We start from the raw sequence: 17485 nt of genomic DNA, 5'->3' as shown, positions 1-17485 counted from the left end.
ACTCATGCATCCCCCTTGCGTACCCGGTTCTGGCTGAGCGAATTGATCCTGGAGCGCACGCGCTCGCGCTGGCGCAGGCGGGCCGCGTCCTGCAGCATGCGGCCGGCCCAGCGGTAGACGTTGAAGTCGCGCACCCGCAGGCGCATGGTGCGCATGCGTTCACGCTGCTCGTCCTGCGGCATGCGCAGTGCGCGGTACAGCGCCTCGGCGCCCTCTTCGATGTGATACGGGTTGACGATCAGCGCCTCGTGCAGCTCGCGCGCGGCGCCGGTGAACTGGCTCAGGATCAGCACGCCCTGCTCGTCGTCACGCGAGGCGATGAATTCCTTGGCCACCAGGTTCATGCCGTCGTGCAGGCTGGTCACGCTGCACACCTCGGAAGCGCGGAAGTACGTGCGCAACTGTGCTTGTTCATGGTGTTCGGTCTTGAGGATGATGGGCAGGTAACTGCCGCTGGAAAAGCGCTGGTTGATGCGCTGGGCCAGCGCGCGCACCCGCGCTTCGAAGTTCTGGTATTCGTCGAGCGAGGACCGGGTGGGCGCCGCGATCTGCACGAAGGTGAACTTGCCGACCATGTCCGGATGCAGCTCGAGCATGCGCTCGACCGCCTGGAAGCGCTCGACGATGCCCTTGGTGTAATCGAGGCGGTCGACACCAATGCCCAGCAACTGGTCGGCCGGCAGCGAGAGCGCCTGGCGGATCTCGGCGCGGCAGGCCGCGACGTCGCACTCGCCCGGCACCGGCTCGGGCCAGGCGATCGAGATCGGATACGGCTTCACCTGGGTCAGCTCGTTGCCGTAGCTGACGGTCGAGGCCTCGTTCTCGATGCGGGTCTCGAGGTAGCGGTCCACGGTGTCGAGGAAGTTCTTGCGGTGGAACGGCGTATGGAAGCCGAGGATCGTGCTGCCCAGCATGCCGTCGAGGATCTCTTCGCGCCACGGGCAGATGCCGAACGACTCCGGATTCGGCCAGGGGATGTGCCAGAAAGTGATGATGGTGGCCTTCGGCAGCACCGCGCGCACCATGCGCGGCAGCAGCGCGAAGTGGTAATCCTGGACCAGCACCACCGGATTGTCGGAGCGCGCCTCCGCGATCACGGCGTCGGCAAAACGCTGGTTGACCCTGACGTATTCGGCCCAGTCGGTCGAGCGGAACACCGGTCGCACGTGGGCGATATGGCACAACGGCCACAAGCCCTCGTTGGCGAAACCGTAGTAATAGCCCTGCTCTTCTTCCTTCGACAGCCAGACGCGGCGCAAGGTATAGCTCGGGTTCTCGGGCGGCACGCGCACGTGGTCGTTGGCGTCGACCGTGGCGCGGTCGGCCGAGCCGGCGCCGTGCGCGATCCAGGTGCCGGAGCAGGCGCGCATCACGGCTTCGACCGCCGTCACCAGGCCGCTGGCCGGGCGCTGCACCTTGACGCCATTGGGCGTGTTCACGTGGATGTAGGGCTCGCGATTCGAGACCACCAGGATCTCGTCGCCCGCCAGGTCCTGGTTCAGCAGGGTCTTGAGTGTGTCGGCGCCCCAGGTCTGGGATTCGACGCCGCTGCCCTGCAGGTCGCGGTTGTATTCGTTGAGCAGGGCGCGCAGTTCGCTCGCCAGCGGCGCGATTTCCGGCGACATCGGCCCCGGTGGCCGGGGCGACAACTCGCCGCGCAGCATCTCGCGCACGCCGTTGAGCCAGCCGTGCCAGCTCAGGTGCGCGATCAGCACGGTGATCAGGGAGATGGCGCCCGCCAGCAGGACGAACAGGCCGAGAATGTATTTTTTGGTGTCTTCGCTGCGCCGCTCGATGAAGCTCATGTCCTGCACCAGGATCAGGCGGCCCGCGGTAACGCCGTCCTGAGTCAGCTCGCGGCTCGAGACGTGGACCGGCCCGCGCGGTAGCTGCACGACAGGATTGGCGTCCGCGCCGTTCGCGCCCTGGCGGCAGCCGAGCGATTCCGGGTAGGTATCGGTCTTGTAGCGCACGGTTCCGCCGGGATCGCAGAAGGCGAGCGCATACAGGCGCTCGTCCTGGATCGCACGGCCGAACGCGTCATTGATACGCGCAGAATCATTGTTCTCGAGGTAGTTGAGCAACGGCTGTTGCAAGGTACTCGAGACCAGCTGGGAACGCGTATCGAGATCCCGTACGAACCAGCGTACGGTGAGATTTTCCATCCATGGAATCGCGAAATAACCGAACAGCGCCAGCACCAGGGCCAGCGGGACGATGAAGCGCATGGATAGTTGTACCGATCTGAACCGCATGAAGCTCCTTCAAGATGGGACGATGTCGCCGACCATTTGAGTATAGCTATTTGCAAATTATTAGGTCGCAACGTTGCGCACTGCAACATGCGGCCAGAGCGGCACATTTGATCCGGGCGGCAGTAGCGCCCCGGAAGTTTATCCCGATTAGTTATCCCGATTAGTTATCCCGATTAGTTATCCCTATTCGTTATCCTACACGCGGTTCAGCACGAATTCGGCACGCGGCTTGGCGTGCCGCTCCAGGCGATAGGTCAGGGTCTTGCCATCCTCACTCAGGGTGACGGTCCAGACATTCGTTTCCGCGCCCGGCACGAGGTCGGCGGTGTACTTGTCGGCCAGGAAAGCCTGGGAGCGCGCGCTGCCGCCCTCCTTCGCTATGCCGCCGTACATCGTGACCTTGTCCGGCGTACCGTCCGCGTGGCGGTGATCGTGGCGCAGTTCCAGCCCCGCTTGCGGCCGGGTGAAGATCCAGGTGCGCGAACGGTCTTCGCCGACCTGCACCGGCATACGGACGTCCGCCGCGCTGCAATTGACCTGAGTCGAGATCTTCTTGCCGGCAAATTCATTGTTCGGATCGACCGCATACGACTGCGCGCCCTCGAAGCGCTGGCCGCACATGCCTTGCAGGGTGGTCATGAACGCATCGCGCGGGTCGGCTGGCGACGGGGTGGCGGCGCAACCGGCAATCAGGGTGGTCACGGCAATGATCGGCAGGATAGCTTTCATGGGGTTCCAGGTTGTTATTGGAGGAATAGCAAGAGTAGCACGCCGGCTTCTGCGCAAATCGCTCTTGCTTTCTCACTTATATTCTTTGCACACTTGTATTCCTGCATTCAAGATAGGCCTGCACATGCCCTTTTCCGATCGCCTGCGCTTCACCGGCGCCCTTCTCTTCGCCATCTCCGCAATGAGCCTATCCACATCGTCCAGCGCCACCACCATCCTCTTCGTCGGCAACAGCTTCACCTATGGCGCCGGCGCCCCGACGGTGCATGACTTCCGTCCGCACACGGTCACTGACCTGAATGGCACGAAGATCGGCGGCGTGCCGGCGCTGTTCAAGGCGATGACGGAGCACGCGGGACTGGACTATGAGGTCAGCCTGGAGACGGAAGGCGGCGCCGGCCTCGACTTCCACTACAAGCACCGCCACGCCACCATCGTGAAACCATGGGATATCGTGCTGCTTCAAGGCTATAGCACGCTGGACCAAGATGTTCCCGGCGATCCGGCCAAGCTGATCCATTACAGCGGCCTGCTGGCCCAGGCTTTCCACAAGCAGAATCCGCAGGTCGACGTCCGCCTGAGCGCGACCTGGTCGCGCGCCGACCAGACCTGGCTGGCAAGCGGCGCCTGGTACGGCAAGCCGATCCGGCAGATGGCGCTGGACGTGCGGCGTGGCCATGACGCGGCCCATGCCGCTTCCCGCTTCATCAACGGCGTGATTCCGGTTGGCGAAGCGTGGAACCGCGCGATCGCCAGCGGCGTGGCCGCCGCCAATCCCTATCAAGGCATACCGGCCGGTCAGGTCAACTTATGGGGAGATGACGCCTATCATGGCAGTGTGTATGGCTATTATCTGGAGGCGCTGACCATCTTCGGCAGCGTGACCGGACGCGATCCGCGCTCGCTCGGCGCGGGCGATGCGATCGCACGCGAGATCGGCATCGACGCGCGGACCGCCGCCGCCCTGCAGGGCATCGCTGCACAACAGCTGGCTTCTGAAAAAGTCCTGGAACCGGCCTTGCCCTGATGCGGGAAACCCAGGCACAAAAGAAAACGCCACCTGGACGGTGGCGTTTTCTTTTGTGCGACCAACATGCGTCAGCCGAAGATGAAATACAGGATGACGAGCACGACGGCAGGAATACCCAGCAGCCAGCCAATGAAATACTTACCCATGATGAACTCCTCTCAGATGCTTGTTGTCGATGGGTTCATGATGCCGAGCACGAGCAGCATGGTCAGTTAGGTACTGCACATCCAAAGGAAATTGCTCTGAAGCCTGTTTCGGCAGCGCACGCCGCGCACGCCAGAGAAGGCAGTGCGCCGGGCTTTTTTATGCAGGGCTATACTGAATCATCACTTGTCGCCATGCAGAAGTTCTGGCTCAACGTTATCAGGGCCGAGACTGCAGGCGATCACTTTCACACCATTTTTACAGGGGGTAATATGCCAACAACCTGGACCATCGCAGCCAATGCGGGCCGTGCACGCATTTTTTCCGACGCCGACAAGGGACACGCCTTGCAAGAGGTGGACAACCTGGTCAATCCTGCCGCCCAGCAGCGCGTGCTGGACACCGTCACCGACAAGATGAGCCCGCGCTCGGCCCACAATAGTGGCCACAATATCGGCGGCGGCCAGGGAGGCGGATTCGAACATGCGGCCCCGGCCGGCGCGCCGGGCAACGATTACCAGCCTGCCGTCACGCCATCCGAACACGAGGCGCAAAAATTTGCCAAGGATATCTCGGGCTATCTGCAGCAGGCGCACCAGGCCGGCCGTTTCCAGCAACTGGTCGTGGCCGCCTCACCCGAGTTCCTCGGCGTGCTGCGCGATAAGATCGATCCACAGATCAAGGCGCTGATCAAGCTCGAAGTCAACAAGGACTACACCCATTCGAACGGCCAGGAATTGCGCGCCCAGCTCGACGCGCACCAGGACAAGTCGGCATAATCCGGCGACTCTCCCACAGGTCCGCCTGCCGGCGGGCCTGGCCCGGTTGCCCGGGATGATGCCCTGCGGTACGCTTGCCGCATGCACATCAGTGAACAACCCACCCACACCCTTGAGCTGCGCGTGCGCGAGCTGCAGCAGCTGTTCAACTCGCTCGACCCGGCGCCTTTCCTGAACAAGGACCTCGACCACGCCTGCGAGGCGTATATCGAGAACTGGGCGCTGTCGCTGCCTCCGGCCAGCCTGCTGCACCTGAACATCCACGTCGAACAGTTGCCGCCGGTGGGTCGGGCCGGCGACATGGTCGCGGACGCGATCCATAACTACTATGGCTACAAGGTGGAACTGGTGCGCGGCGAACTGACGCAGCTGTTGCGCCAGGGCCGGATCAGCCTGGCGATCGGCGTGGCCTTCGTCGTCAGCTGCCTGTTGCTGGCGGCGGCCATCGAGACGTTTTCCAGCGGCCACTTCGCCAGGATCGCGCGCGAAAGCCTGACCATCATCGGCTGGGTGGCGATGTGGCGGCCGGCCCAGATCTTCCTGTACGACTGGTGGCCGCTGACGGGCCGCATCAAGGTGTTCGAGAACCTGCGCTTCGCGCGCGTCAGCGTGGTGCAGGACTAGGCATCTTTTGCCGGCGCGGCCAGCGAAAAGATGGCGCGCAAGTCGTCCGCCTGCAGACCCGGCGCCAGCTCGGTTTCCTGTTCGTTGACCAGTACCGCATTCGCCAGCTCGCCCTTGCGGCGCTGCATCTCCTGGATTTTTTCTTCCAGCGTGCCGCGCGCGATCAGCTTGTAGACGAAGACCGGCTGCTGCTGGCCGATGCGCCAGGCGCGGTCGGTGGCCTGGTTTTCGCTGGCCGGGTTCCACCAGGGATCGTAATGGATGACGGTGTCGGCCGCCGTCAGGTTGAGCCCCACCCCGCCGGCCTTCAGGCTGATCAGGAACACCCCCACCTGCCCCTGCTGGAAGGCGGCGACCGGGGCGGCGCGGTCGAGCGTGCTGCCGGTGAGCTCGACGAAATCGGTGCCGCGCTCGCGCAATGCCGCGCCGACCAGCGCCAGCATGCTGGTGAACTGCGAGAACACCAGCACCTTGCGGCCTTCGCTGGTCAGGGTGTCGAGCAACTCCATCAGCGTATCGAGCTTGGCCGAGCCGGTCACGCTCGATGGCTCGATCAGGCGTGGATCGCAGCACACCTGGCGCAGCTTGAGCAGGGCCTCGAGGATCACGATGTGGCTGCGCGCCAGGCCCTTGCGGTCGATCTCGGCGCGCACCTTGCGGTCCATCGCCACCCGCACCGTCTCGTACAGGTCACGCTGCGCGCTGCCCAGCTCGACCGGCAGCATGATCTCGGTCTTGGGCGGCAATTCGGTCGCCACCTTGTCCTTGGTCCGGCGCAGCATGAACGGTTTGACGCGGCGCGCCAGGAAGTCCTTGCGCTGCGCGTCGTTCCCCTGCTCGATCGGCTTGCGGTAATCGGCCTTGAAGGATTTCTCGTCGCCCAGCAGGCCCGGCATCAGGAAGTTGAACTGCGACCACAGTTCGCCCAGGTGGTTCTGCACCGGCGTGCCGGTCAGGCACAGGCGATGGCGCGCATCGAGCAGGCGCGCGGTCTGGGCCGCCTTGGTGCGGCTGTTCTTGACGTACTGCGCTTCATCCAGGATCAAGAGGTGGTAGCGGTGCCGGCGCAGCGCGTCTTCGTCGCGGCCCAGCAAGGCATAGGTGGTCAGCACCAGGTCGTGCTCGCCGATGGCGTCGAATTGCGCGGCGCGCTCCTTGCCGTGCAGGAGCAGTACCCGCAGGCCGGGCGCGAAGCGCGCCGCTTCGGCCTGCCAGTTCGGCATCAGGCTGGTGGGCGCCACGACCAGGGCCGGCGCGTCGAGCCGCCCCGCTTCTTTCTCGAACAGGATGTGGGCCAGGGTCTGGACGGTTTTCCCCAGTCCCATGTCGTCGGCCAGGATGCCGCCGAAGCCGTATTCGCGCAGGAACTGCAGCCAGGCCAGGCCGCCCAGCTGGTAGGGACGCAAGGATGCCTGCAATCCCGCCGGCGGCGCGACCGCCAGGATGCCGCCGAAGCTGTCGAGCTTGCGGCCCAGTTCGCGCAGGCGCTCGCCGCCGATCCAGCGCAGTCGCGCTGCGCGCTCCAGCTCGGCCAGGCGCGCGGCATCCATCGCCGGCAGGCGCACCCCTTTGCCCAAGCGCTCGCCAAAGTACAGCTCGCCCAACGTGGCCAGGATCGGCTTGACGCGGCCCCAGGGCAGCGCGACCCGCTCGTAGGTATCCAGCTCGACGATCAGCGCGTCCTCTTCGCCGCGCGCGGCCAGCGCCGGCGCGGCGAAATCGCGCGGCGCGGCGCGCACCATCTGCACCAGCAGGGGCAATAGCGCATGGCGCTCGCCGCCGACGACGATGCCCAGCTCCAGCGAGAACCAGGCGTTGCCGCCCTCGCCTTCTTCGTCCAGTTCGGCATACCAGTCGTCGACCTGCGCCAGGTCGTAACGGTAATCGAGGTCCGTTTCGATCTGCCAGCCGGCGGCCTGCAGGCGCGGGATGTCGCGGCGCGCGAAGGCTACCCAGGCGGCTTCGTCCGCGAGCGTGAGCGCATCCGGCATGTCGTCCAGCGGCGAGCCGGCCGGCGGCTTGAAGAAGCCGAGTCCGGCGAGGAGGTCGGCGGCGGCGGCTTCGGCGGCATGGTCACGTTCGATGAGCTGGACCACGCCGTCCTGCACCACCCGCAACACCGGTTCATCGACGTCTTCGGTGGACAGGCCGTCGTACTCGAAGGTCAGCAATGCGTAGTCGTGCCAGACCTCGTTGCGGCCCCAGCCCGTGTCCATGCTGTCGAGCAGCAGGCAGGGCGTGGGAGCGATGTCGTTGCGGCGCTGGGTCTGGATCGCCTGTGGCGGCGGCACCAGATGCTCGAGCCCCAGCTCGGCGAGGCGCCCCGCCATGCCGGCGCGCTGCTCGGGCGGCAGGTGCGGGGCCTGGGCCACCAGCTTGACCAGCATCGTCGGCGGCAGCGTCGCCAGGGGCCCGGCCAGCGCCAGCTCGCCCAGCATGTAGTCGTCGAGGTATAAGGGCGGATCGGTTGGCAGCACGATCATGGGACGGCCATCGCTGAAGAACCAGTCGAGGCGGACCGCGTCGTCATCGACCGATGAACGCCAGTCGAGCGTGGCCTCGCGACGCGGACCGGGACGCAGATAGAACAGCTTGTTGCGCCGCAGGTCGTCATCAGACCATGCCAGCAGCAGCAGCTCCTCGGCGCACAAACGGATCATGAGGCGTGCGCCGACCGCTCCCGACGCCTCGGCGTCGCTGGCGACCAGGCCGCCGGCCTGCAGCGCCGCGAACTGGCGCAGCAATTCTTCGTCGCCCGGATCGCGCGCTGCCGGCAGTGCGCGCAGCACGGCGTGGACGTCGTGGATCGGCGTGGTGCCGCTGATCTCGCCGTTCTTGCGCAGGCGCGCGCGGCGCAGGTGCAGACGCGGCGCACCGCCCGCCGGGTCGGGGGCCAGCACCCAGGCCAGTTTGAAGGAGGCGCCGTCAGGCGCGGCGGCCTTCCCCGGCGTCGATCGGGACAGCAGCGCCAGCTGCTGCAGCCACTCCTCGGCGCGCGCCGCGCTTGCCGCCGGCGACTGCGCCATCTCATGCTGATAACGTTCGAGGTCGGCCAGCAGCACCGCCACCACGTGCTTGCAGTTGTAGCTCATGGGACAGCTGCAACTGCCCTGGAAATCGATGCCGCCACGGCCCGACTTGAAGCGGATGGTCTGACGGTACAGTTCACCGCTGCTGCCGCCGACTTCGCCGATGAGCTTGTCGTCGTCGCGGCGCGCGGTGCGCACCTTGCCCTTGCGCGCGACGTCTTCTCCGCGCTGCAGGGTCCCGGCGTCGAAGTTGCGTGTCAGGTCGGCGTAATCGTAGAACATGGGCGGCGAGGCGTGACGGTCAAACCGCCATTATCGCCCACGCCGCCCGTCCTGCCGCTCAGTTGCTCACGACCTTGATCTGCTCGACGTCCAGCTTCGATTCGCCGAACATCTCCTTGTCGAACTCGCCGGTCAGCTCGACCGTGGTGTTGTGATCGACCTTCACGCCCTGCGGGAAGCGGTCGGCGTCGATCTCGACCGTGATCTTGCCGCTGGCGTCGGTGAACTCGTAATCCTCGTCGCCCTTGTGGCTGGTCAGCTTGCCTTTCAGGCGCACGTACTGGTCGTCCTTGCCCTTGGCCTGCAAGTCTTTCGCCGTCATCATCGGAGCGCCCGACGGGCCGCTGTAGCCGGAGACCGGCTTGACGTCGACAGCAGCGCCGGGCGGCGCATCGGCGATATTCTGTGCGGCGGCCATACCCGAAGCGGCGAGCAGCGCGGCGATGCAGGAGAGGTGGAAAATACGTTTCATGATCGTTCCTTTAGTCGGGTTGGTTGTCGTCGCCTGCGCTGTAGAAGCAGGCACAGGCGCATTACAACGGCCGGACATTAAACCGATCTTAAGAAGCCTGGGGACGCTGGCGTTTGCCGTTGAGCAGCACCCCGATGAAAGTGTTACGCACGAACAAGTGATAGGTCAGCAGGCAGACGACTGTCGTCACGATGAGGTTGAGCGTCATCTTGGCGAGGGGCCCCAGCGGCAGGCTGTACACCATGGCGCCGAAGCCGATCGTCCCCAGCATGTGCACCAGGAATACCCAGTACGAACTCTCGGACACATAACGCAGCAAGCGGTTCTGGTTCGACACATAGCGCAGGAACAGGCCGATCAGCGCGAAGCTCCATAGCCAGCTGGCCAGGTTGTAGAAGAAGGCGATCCACACCTCGACGTAGGGCACCGTTGCCGGCCTGGTGACGAAGGCGATGAACAGGCCGAGTACGCCGGTGAACACGATACCGCCGGCAATCGCGTTGCGCCAGCCACTGCCCACGAGCCGCGGGAACAGCGCGTCCTGGTGCCGGTGCGCGAGCAATCCGAACACGAAGAACAGGCCGTTGTGCACGACCTCGGCCGCTTGCGGGATGAACGAGCCGCTGGAAGCGAGCATGCCGGCCCGGTAGCCCGCGCCGACGATTGCCAGCGGAATCGTGAGCAGCAGGACGCCCCACCAGTGCGTGGTCAGCGCCGTGAAGACACGATCGACCAGGGCTTGCAGCCCGGCGGGCGCCTTGGTCCACAGCGGGGCCAGCGCCGCGGTCAGCACGCAGAACCAGATCAGGTAATAGATGAACCACATATGCATCGTGTTGAACGGTGTCGCGCCGGTACTCTTGTTCGCCAGCAGCCGCAGATCGATGCCGACCGTGCCGCGCGCCATGACGTGCAGGTAGACGAGCATCAGGATGGTGGTGCAGACGATCAGGATTGGCCAGAAGATCGCGAACGGCAGCAGTAGCCGCCGCATGCGGTGCCTGAGCATGCCCGGCGCACCGCGGCGCGCGATGAGGAAAGCGACGAAGAAGCCGGCCAGGATGAAGAACACCGGCATGCGAAAGGCGTGGATGAACATCAGGACGAAGTCGGCCAGCGGTGTTGTCTGCGAATCGCGCCACGGCAGGGGCGACTGACCGGTCGTATGGTTGAGGGCGACGTGAAGAACGATGCCAAGCCACATCATGATGGCGCGAAGATTGTCGAACGCGTGCAGCCGGCCAGGTTGGTCCATGGTCGCTTTCAGTGGTTTTCCCTGCTCAGGATGCGTCGTCCTGGCGATCCTCTTTACGCATCAGTAATCCGATGCGTTTCTTCTTCTTTTTCACGACGACGGCCTGCTCCTGCGCCGGCTTGGTGGCCGGCGGCGGGGCGACCGGCAACGGAAAGCCCAGGAAAGCCATGACGAAAAAGATCGGCAGAAGAACGTAAAACAGGGGCCGCTTCCAGTTCAGTTTCTGTTTTAGCATGCCCCGCACATAATGCCGAGTTGGCGTAATACAAGTACCAACAGTTACCCAACGTGGATAATTTAGAGAGAGGGCAAGTCCAGGGCCAAGTCCAGGGTCACGCCCAGGCCACGGCCATCGATCCCGGGCCCGAACGCCAGCGCGATGCCGTGCAGGTCGGCGACGCGCTTGACGATCGACAGTCCGAGCCCGCTGCCCTGCTGGCCCTGCCCCAGCACGCGAAAGAAACGCTCGGTCAGGCGTTGGCGGCTCTCCGTATCGACGCCGGGGCCATCGTCGCGCACGACGATGCGCGCATGACCGGCGTGCCGCACGGCCGCGATCTCGATCCGGCTGCCGTCCGGGCAGTAGCGCAGCGCATTGTCGACCAGGTTGCGCAGCACGATCTCGAGCATCTGCGGATCGGCCTGCACCTCGCGCAGCTCACAACGCAGCGCCAGCGCGATGCCGCGCGCGGACGCCTCTTGCGCATGCATGGCGGCCACGCGCTCGAACAGCGGCGGTAGCACGACCGGCTGGCGCACCAGCTGTTCGCGCGCCAGCGGATCCAGGCGCGCCAGCGTCAAGAGGCTGTCGACCAGCGCCGTCAGGCGCGCGATGTCCTGGCGCAGCTTCTGGAATGGCGCGGCCAGCTCGGGATGCTGGCGCTGCAGCAGCTGCACGTGCATATGCAGGCCCGCGAGCGGCGTGCGCAGCTCGTGGGCGGCATCGGCGGTGAAGCGGCGCTCGGCCTGCAGGGCCGCATCCAGCCGCCCGAGCACGCCGTTGAGCGCCTGGACGATCGGCAGCACCTCGCGCGCCTGGCCCGTGGTCGGCACCTGGGCCAGGTCGTCGGGCGTCTTGGCCGCGATGCTGGCGGCGGTGAGGCGCAAGGGTTTGAGGACGCGCCCGGTCAGGATCCAGCACACCAGCGCCAGCAGCAGCAAAAAACCCAGCACGGGCAGCCACAGCGAATCGGCCAGTTCTTCCAGGATGTCATACCGCTTATCGACCTGCTGGCCGACCTGCACCTCGAAGTTGCGGGCCTCGTCGCGCACCACGAACACGCGCCAGCGCTCGCCGTTCGCCAGCGCCTCGGCGAAACCGTGGTCGTCGTCGAAGTTGGACACATAGGGCCGCAACGGCGCATCGCCGGTACGCTGGATCACCCGGCCGTCGACCACGATCTGGTATTGCATGTCGACCTTGCGGCCATGTTCGCCGCTCGCCCCCGCCTGCGGCAGCAGGCCCCGTTCGTTCCAGTCGGTCGTCGCCGCCATGATCATATAGCCCGACTCCTCCAGCGCGTCGTCGAACACCTCATTGGTTTCCTGCCAGGCGATCACGGTGACGATGCCCAGGCTGGCCAGCCACAGCACGGTGCTGGCGGCGACGATGACGGCCAGCAGGCGGTGCCGCAGCGACCATGGCTGGTCCTGACTGCGGTCCTTGTCTTTTTCCTTATTCGCCATCGTTCTTCAACCGGTAGCCCAGGCCGCGCACGGTGACGATGGACTCGCCGCCGAGCTTCTTGCGCAGGTTGTGGATGTACACCTCGATCGCATTGCTTTCGACCTCGTCGCCCCAGCCGTACAGGGTTTCCTCGATCTGGGCGCGGGTGACGATGGAATTCTTCCTCAATAGCAGCGCATACAGCACATTGTATTCACGCGCGGTCAGCGCGACCGGCTGGCCGGCCAGGGTAGCCTGTTTGGTGTCGAGGTTCAGGGCGATATCGGCGTGGCGCAGCTCATTGCTCACCTGGTTGGCGCCGCGCCGCACGGCGGCGCGGATGCGCGCCGACATCTCTTCGAGCTCGAAGGGCTTGACCAGGTAGTCGTCGGCGCCCAGGTCCAGTCCCTCGACCCGGTCGGCCAGCGCATTGAAGGCGGTGATCAGGATCACCGGCACGCCGTTGCCGGCCCTGCGCAAGCGGGCCAGCAAGTCGTCGCCGGACAGGCCGGGCAGCCCGCGGTCGAGCAGCACGCAGTCGTAATGGTGGGTCTTGAGGGCGGTGTCGGCGGAATCGCCGCGCTGGACCCAGTCCACCGCGTGCTGGTCCAGGCGCAGCCAGGCCTGGATGGTTTCGCCAAGGGAGATATCGTCTTCGACCAACAGGATGCGCATGCGGGATTCCGGCAACAGGACAACGCCAGTATGGCGTAAACAATCCGCCGCCGAGCATGCCGCGCGAAGGTGAAGCGAATCTTAAGCCCAGTCTATTAGGCCTTCTTCAGCGCTCCCGGCTTGTGCGCCGCCTCGGCCCCGGTCTTGTCGCTGGCCACGAGGTATTCCGGGTTGTCCTTCGATGCCGCCACGTGATGGCTCTTGATGTCGGTCGGCGTGGTCAGCTTTTTCTTGACCTTGCCTGTGACCGTGCCCTGCGACGACGACCATTTCACCTTGTCGCCGGCCTTGAATGCCTGTGTCATGCTGGACCTCCGGATTGGTTCGACAAGGGCATTTGAGCATGGATCGGGGCGCCGAAGCGCGCGATGTAGTGCCACACCTTCTTGAGGTCTTGCGGATCGTGCCGTCCCGTGGCGAGCGCGCGGCCGAGGATGGCCGGATCGAGCCAGCCATCCTGGGCGATGGCGGCGCCGAGTTCGACGAACTCTTGCCCGCGGTAATCCGGATGGCGCCGCAGCACCTCGACCGCGAGCCGGAAGCCCGGATGCCATTCGAGTGCGCAAGGGAAGCGCCGCGCGATGGCTTCGATCTGCGTACCCCGGTAGCACGGATCGAGCACCAGCGCCTCGACGTCTTCATGCAGCCGGATCGGCCCGTGGATGTGCGCCTCGATGTAGTCGTCGAGCCGATCCCTGTCGTCGGCACTGGCGCGCGCGATCAGGTCCATGCGGGCGGCGACGCCGAAGTGCTCGGGCTCGAACACACTGTCGGGATAGCAGAAGGTGCTGCGTGCGGCGACGCCGGGCCGCAGCCGCAGGTGGGCCGAGCCGAAACGCGGCGAGCCGCCGGCGGCGTAGCCCCGGTAGTTCAGGGCTCCGTACTTGGGCCGCCGGTCGGGCGCTGCGCCATCGTAGGCGCCGCCGAAGATGCGGCTCTCCCACAGCCAGCGCGCGCCACCCGCGAAGGCGCCCAGGCCACCGTTGCTGGTGCCGGTCTCGAACTGCGAGCGGTAGACGCCTTCGTCCAGCAAAGCCTGGAGCAGCGGCCGGCCGCCGTGCGGGCGGTCGGGATGGAAGTTCAGCGTGAGCGGCAGCGTGGTATCGAGCGGCGCGCCCGTGCTGCACGCGGCGACGTGGGCGATGGCGCAAAGCTGCGCCGGATCCAGGGAATGGCATGGGTGATCCATCTGCTCGCATCGCTGCCCGAAAGGATGAGTCGCCCATTCTACGCCGCGTTGACGCGGCCCCGCAGGCCACAGTTAAGGATGTCGTAAATACATGATTTCAAAGGCAAAAAATGTAGAATGCCGGGTCCGGCCGCGATGGCGGCGGGGCGGCCGATCCATCCTTTTACCTGGACTCCCGATGCAAACTGCTTCCCCGCTGGTCACCAACGATGCCGTCGTACTCGGCATGCTGGCCGTCATCCTCGGCGCCGTCTTTTGGAGCGCGTCCCGCACATCCGGTTTCTGGCACAAGTTCTATACCTACGTGCCGGCCCTGCTGCTGTGTTACCTGATCCCGGCGCTGCTCAACACCGCAGGCATCATCGACGGCAATGCCTCCGGCCTGTACCCGATGGCGCGCGACTACCTGCTGCCGACCGCGCTGGTGCTGCTGTGCGTGGCGATCGACTTCGGCGCCGTGCTGCGGCTCGGCCCCAAGGCCATCGTCATGTTCCTGACCGGCACCCTGGGCGTGATGCTGGGCGCCATCGTGTCCTTCGTCGCGATGGACGTCATCCATCCCGAGACCGTGGCCGGCGACACCTGGCGCGGCATGACGACCATCACCGGCGCCTGGATCGGCGGCGGCGCCAACCAGGCCGCGATGAAGGAAGTGTTCGAAGTCGATGCGACCCTGTTCGGCCAGTTCGTGGCGGTCGACGTGCTGGTCGCCAGCCTGTGGATGGCGGTGCTGCTGTTCCTGGCGGGACGGGCCCAGGCCTTCGACCGCTGGACCGGCGCCGACGTCTCGGCCATCAACGCGCTCAAGGAGAGCATCGAGCATTACCAGGCCGAGCACGCGCGCATTCCGACCCTAACCGACGTGATGGTGGTGCTGGCCGTGGGCCTGGGTGCGACCGGCCTGTCGCATGCGCTGACCGGCCCCACCGTCGCATGGATCTCGAGCCTGCCGGCCGAATGGCGCCTGCAGGACTACAGCCTGACCTCGAGCTTCTTCTGGATCGTGGTGTATGCCACCACCCTCGGCCTGCTGCTGAGCTTTACGCGGGCGCGCAAGCTGGAAGGGGCCGGCGCCTCGACCATCGGCTCGGCCATGCTGTACATCCTGGTGGCGACCATCGGCATGCACATGGACCTGAACGCCCTGCTCGACCGCCCGTGGCTGTTCCTGCTGGGCCTGATCTGGATGGCGGTGCACGGCGGCCTGATGCTGCTGGTGGCCAAGCTGATCCGCGCGCCGCTGTTCTTCATGGCGGTCGGCTCGCAGGCCAATATCGGCGGCGCCGCCTCGGCGCCGGTGGTCGCCAGCGCCTTCCATCCGGCGCTGGCCCCGGTCGGCGTGCTGCTGGCGGTGATCGGCTATGCGCTCGGCACGTATTGCGCCTACATCACCGGCCTGCTGCTGCGGGCACTGGCGACCTGATATCCGCCGCGCGCCCCCGTCCAGGGGCGCGCTTGTTCCGTTCCTTCAAACTTACGCGAAGCTATCCATAGTTAACTTTGCTGTTGAATTCCTGCTTCACAGGGGCCGGTTTCACCTCGCACTTGACGCGCGAGGCCAGCGCCTGCCCCTCCACAGGCCGATGCGGTGGAACTCACCGCCATGTTCTTCAGGTTGATTGCCGCGTTGACGTCCCGGTCATGCAGTGCGTCACAGCCAGGACAACGCCAATGGCGCACCGTCAGTGGGAGCACATCCATCCGGTAGCCACAGCACGAGCATGTCTTGCTGCTCGGATACCAGCGATCCACCACGACGACCTGACCGCCGCGCTGCGTCGCCTTGTATTGCAGCTGGCGGCGCAGCTCGCCAAATCCCATGTCGGCGATCGCCCGGGCCAGGCAACGATTTCCGAGCATGCCCTTTACATTCAGGTCTTCAATACCGATGGTGTGGAAATGGCGGGTGATATAGGTGCTCAACTGATGCAGGCCATTGCGCCTCAGATCGGCGATCCGGGCGTATAGCCGGGCAAGCTTGGCTTTCGCCTTCGCACGATTGCGCGAACCTTTGACTTTGCGTGAGACCTCGCGCGCCAGACGTTGCAGACGGACGAGCCGTTTGCCCAACGCTTTCGGGCCGATAAACACTTCACCGGTCGACAGCGTGGCCAGCGCCGCGACACCGAGGTCGACTCCTACCGCGCCTTGGGTTTCGGCTGGCGGTTGAAGTCGATCCTTGATGTCGACGGTGATGCTTGCGTACCAGTGATCCGCAATCCTGCTGATCGAGGCCGAGACGATACGCCCGGAGAAACGCAGGGATTCGCGCATCCGGACCCATCCCAGTTTCGGAATGCGGATGCACTTGTTCTCGACACGGAACTGGTCATTGCTTAATGTAAATCGATCGTCGCGGCCCTTGCGGCGAAAGGTGGGATAGCGGGCACGACTTTCGAAGAAATTCTCGAAGGCTTGCCCCAACTGTATGATCGCCATCTGCGGTGCATTCTTGCTTACTTCGAGCATCCAGGGGAATTGCTCGTGCTTGATCGCGTTGAGCTGGCGCCGCAATGCCGCCTCATTTGGCTTGTCCACCGCCGGGTCGACCTTGCTTGCCTCGTACTGCCGCTTCCACTCGGCCAAGGCCCAGTTGTAGGCGAAACGTGCAGTACCGGCGGCACGCGCCAGATACGTCGCCTGGACATTGTTCGGATCGAGTCGGATGCGATGGGCTAGGTACATTGCGACTCCTTGACTGCTGCACGCCCCCTATCGATCAGCTTCTGGTTGCGGTGACTGCGGCTTTCATAGAGACGGGCCGAGAAGTCGGTGATGATCTCGAGCACATCGCTTGCTAGCTCTTCTTCGAAATTGGTGTCCTTGCCCTGGTTGATGATGACTACTTCGACCTGTCTTGTCTGGCACAGGGCGAATATCAGCTCCGCGCCAAAACGCAGCAGTCGATCCTTGTGCGTCAAGACCAGGCGTCCGACCTCATCTTCGACAATCCCGTCGAGCAAACGTTTCAAGCCTTTCTTGCGATAGTTCATGTCCGACCCAAGGTCGGCAATCATGTCGCACGCCCATCCATGACTCGCGCAGTACAATTCAAGTACCCGCTTTTGTCGCTCCAGGTCCGCTTTCTGATCATGACTGGACACCCGAGCGTAGGCGACAGTCTTACGCATCACCCGAGCACCGCTGCGAGCTTCAGGTCGCAAAGCAGACAAATCATACCGGCGCTGACCTCCTTCTGTTCGCAAAGGAGTGAGCCGACCGCTGGATTCCCAGCGACGCAAGGTACTGGTCGAGACGCCCAAGGCTTGTGCAGCCGAGCTGATGGAGACGAACTTGTTCATAATGCATAAGACTGCATAAATTCAAACAAGTTCTCATCTAACTGTTAATAACCC

At 64.7% G+C, this 17485-nt stretch carries 16 protein-coding genes; 4 read left to right on the top strand and 12 right to left on the bottom strand.

Annotation, left to right across the window (positions count from 1 at the left end; translation table 11 throughout):
• Window positions 1–2: 2 nt before the first annotated feature.
• Both AC3A6F_RS22680 and AC3A6F_RS22675 read right to left on the bottom strand, forming a co-directional pair.
• Window positions 3–2255 carry an alpha,alpha-trehalose-phosphate synthase (UDP-forming) gene (locus tag AC3A6F_RS22680; RefSeq protein WP_487685343.1) on the bottom strand — a complete coding sequence of 751 codons (2253 nt, stop codon included), beginning with the start codon at window positions 2253–2255 and terminating at the stop codon, window positions 3–5.
• Window positions 2256–2450: 195 nt separating this feature from the next.
• Entirely contained in the window at window positions 2451–2984 is a 534-nt protein-coding gene (locus AC3A6F_RS22675; protein ID WP_487685340.1) for a hypothetical protein, read from the bottom strand.
• A 124-nt stretch (window positions 2985–3108) separates the two neighbouring features.
• On the opposite strand from AC3A6F_RS22675, the gene AC3A6F_RS22670 reads away from it, so the two are divergent.
• From AC3A6F_RS22670 to AC3A6F_RS22660, 3 genes are all read left to right on the top strand, one after another.
• The gene (locus AC3A6F_RS22670; RefSeq protein ID WP_487685338.1) at window positions 3109–4011 is read left to right on the top strand and encodes a PEP-CTERM sorting domain-containing protein; all 903 of its coding nucleotides are present in this window, start codon (window positions 3109–3111) and stop codon (window positions 4009–4011) included.
• A complete protein-coding gene (locus tag AC3A6F_RS22665) occupies window positions 4011–4937 on the top strand; it encodes a host attachment protein (RefSeq protein ID WP_487685335.1) in 927 nt (308 codons plus the stop codon). Before AC3A6F_RS22670 ends, AC3A6F_RS22665 begins: the two co-directional genes overlap by 1 nt.
• Before the next feature lie 81 nt (window positions 4938–5018).
• Entirely contained in the window at window positions 5019–5561 is a 543-nt protein-coding gene (locus AC3A6F_RS22660; protein WP_487685332.1) for a hypothetical protein, read from the top strand.
• Here the strand turns inward: AC3A6F_RS22660 and AC3A6F_RS22655 are convergent.
• The 8 genes from AC3A6F_RS22655 to AC3A6F_RS22620 form a co-directional block, all read right to left on the bottom strand.
• Complete coding sequence (locus tag AC3A6F_RS22655) at window positions 5558–8872, bottom strand: DEAD/DEAH box helicase (RefSeq protein ID WP_487685329.1); 3315 nt, start codon at window positions 8870–8872, stop codon at window positions 5558–5560. The genes AC3A6F_RS22660 and AC3A6F_RS22655 overlap by 4 nt on opposite strands.
• Window positions 8873–8930: 58 nt before the next feature.
• Entirely contained in the window at window positions 8931–9344 is a 414-nt protein-coding gene (locus tag AC3A6F_RS22650; protein ID WP_487685326.1) for a YgiW/YdeI family stress tolerance OB fold protein, read from the bottom strand.
• Window positions 9345–9432: 88 nt separating this feature from the next.
• A complete protein-coding gene (locus AC3A6F_RS22645) occupies window positions 9433–10599 on the bottom strand; it encodes an acyltransferase family protein (RefSeq protein WP_487685323.1) in 1167 nt (388 codons plus the stop codon).
• A 25-nt stretch (window positions 10600–10624) separates the two neighbouring features.
• Entirely contained in the window at window positions 10625–10834 is a 210-nt protein-coding gene (locus AC3A6F_RS22640; protein WP_071360562.1) for a hypothetical protein, read from the bottom strand.
• A 62-nt stretch (window positions 10835–10896) separates the two neighbouring features.
• Complete coding sequence (locus AC3A6F_RS22635; RefSeq protein ID WP_487685320.1) at window positions 10897–12285, bottom strand: ATP-binding protein; 1389 nt, start codon at window positions 12283–12285, stop codon at window positions 10897–10899.
• Window positions 12275–12940 (bottom strand): response regulator, encoded by a 666-nt coding sequence (locus tag AC3A6F_RS22630; RefSeq protein WP_487685317.1) that lies wholly within the window; start codon window positions 12938–12940, stop codon window positions 12275–12277. The genes AC3A6F_RS22635 and AC3A6F_RS22630 overlap by 11 nt, the downstream gene beginning before the upstream one ends.
• 95 nt (window positions 12941–13035) lie before the next feature.
• Window positions 13036–13245, bottom strand: coding sequence for a hypervirulence associated TUDOR domain-containing protein (locus AC3A6F_RS22625; RefSeq protein WP_487685314.1), 210 nt, complete (start codon window positions 13243–13245; stop codon window positions 13036–13038).
• The gene (locus tag AC3A6F_RS22620; protein ID WP_487685311.1) at window positions 13242–14129 is read right to left on the bottom strand and encodes a DUF3626 domain-containing protein; all 888 of its coding nucleotides are present in this window, start codon (window positions 14127–14129) and stop codon (window positions 13242–13244) included. Before AC3A6F_RS22620 ends, AC3A6F_RS22625 begins: the two co-directional genes overlap by 4 nt.
• Before the next feature lie 178 nt (window positions 14130–14307).
• Between AC3A6F_RS22620 and AC3A6F_RS22615 the strand changes: the two genes are divergently transcribed.
• Window positions 14308–15552 carry a DUF819 family protein gene (locus AC3A6F_RS22615; protein WP_487685308.1) on the top strand — a complete coding sequence of 415 codons (1245 nt, stop codon included), beginning with the start codon at window positions 14308–14310 and terminating at the stop codon, window positions 15550–15552.
• Window positions 15553–15623: 71 nt separating this feature from the next.
• Here AC3A6F_RS22615 and AC3A6F_RS22610 read toward each other — a convergent pair whose 3' ends face one another.
• Together AC3A6F_RS22610 and AC3A6F_RS22605 are read right to left on the bottom strand one after the other, a co-directional pair.
• On the bottom strand, window positions 15624–16814 hold the full coding sequence (locus AC3A6F_RS22610) for an RNA-guided endonuclease InsQ/TnpB family protein (protein ID WP_487685306.1): 1191 nt from the start codon (window positions 16812–16814) through the stop codon (window positions 15624–15626).
• Window positions 16805–17431: an IS607 family transposase gene (locus AC3A6F_RS22605; RefSeq protein WP_487685303.1), complete on the bottom strand. Its 627-nt coding sequence runs from the start codon at window positions 17429–17431 to the stop codon at window positions 16805–16807. The genes AC3A6F_RS22610 and AC3A6F_RS22605 overlap by 10 nt, the downstream gene beginning before the upstream one ends.
• Window positions 17432–17485 lie beyond the last annotated feature (54 nt).

The organism is Massilia sp. Soil_C_3 (assembly GCF_057657035.1).
This window is presented reverse-complemented; position numbering and strand designations above follow the sequence as displayed.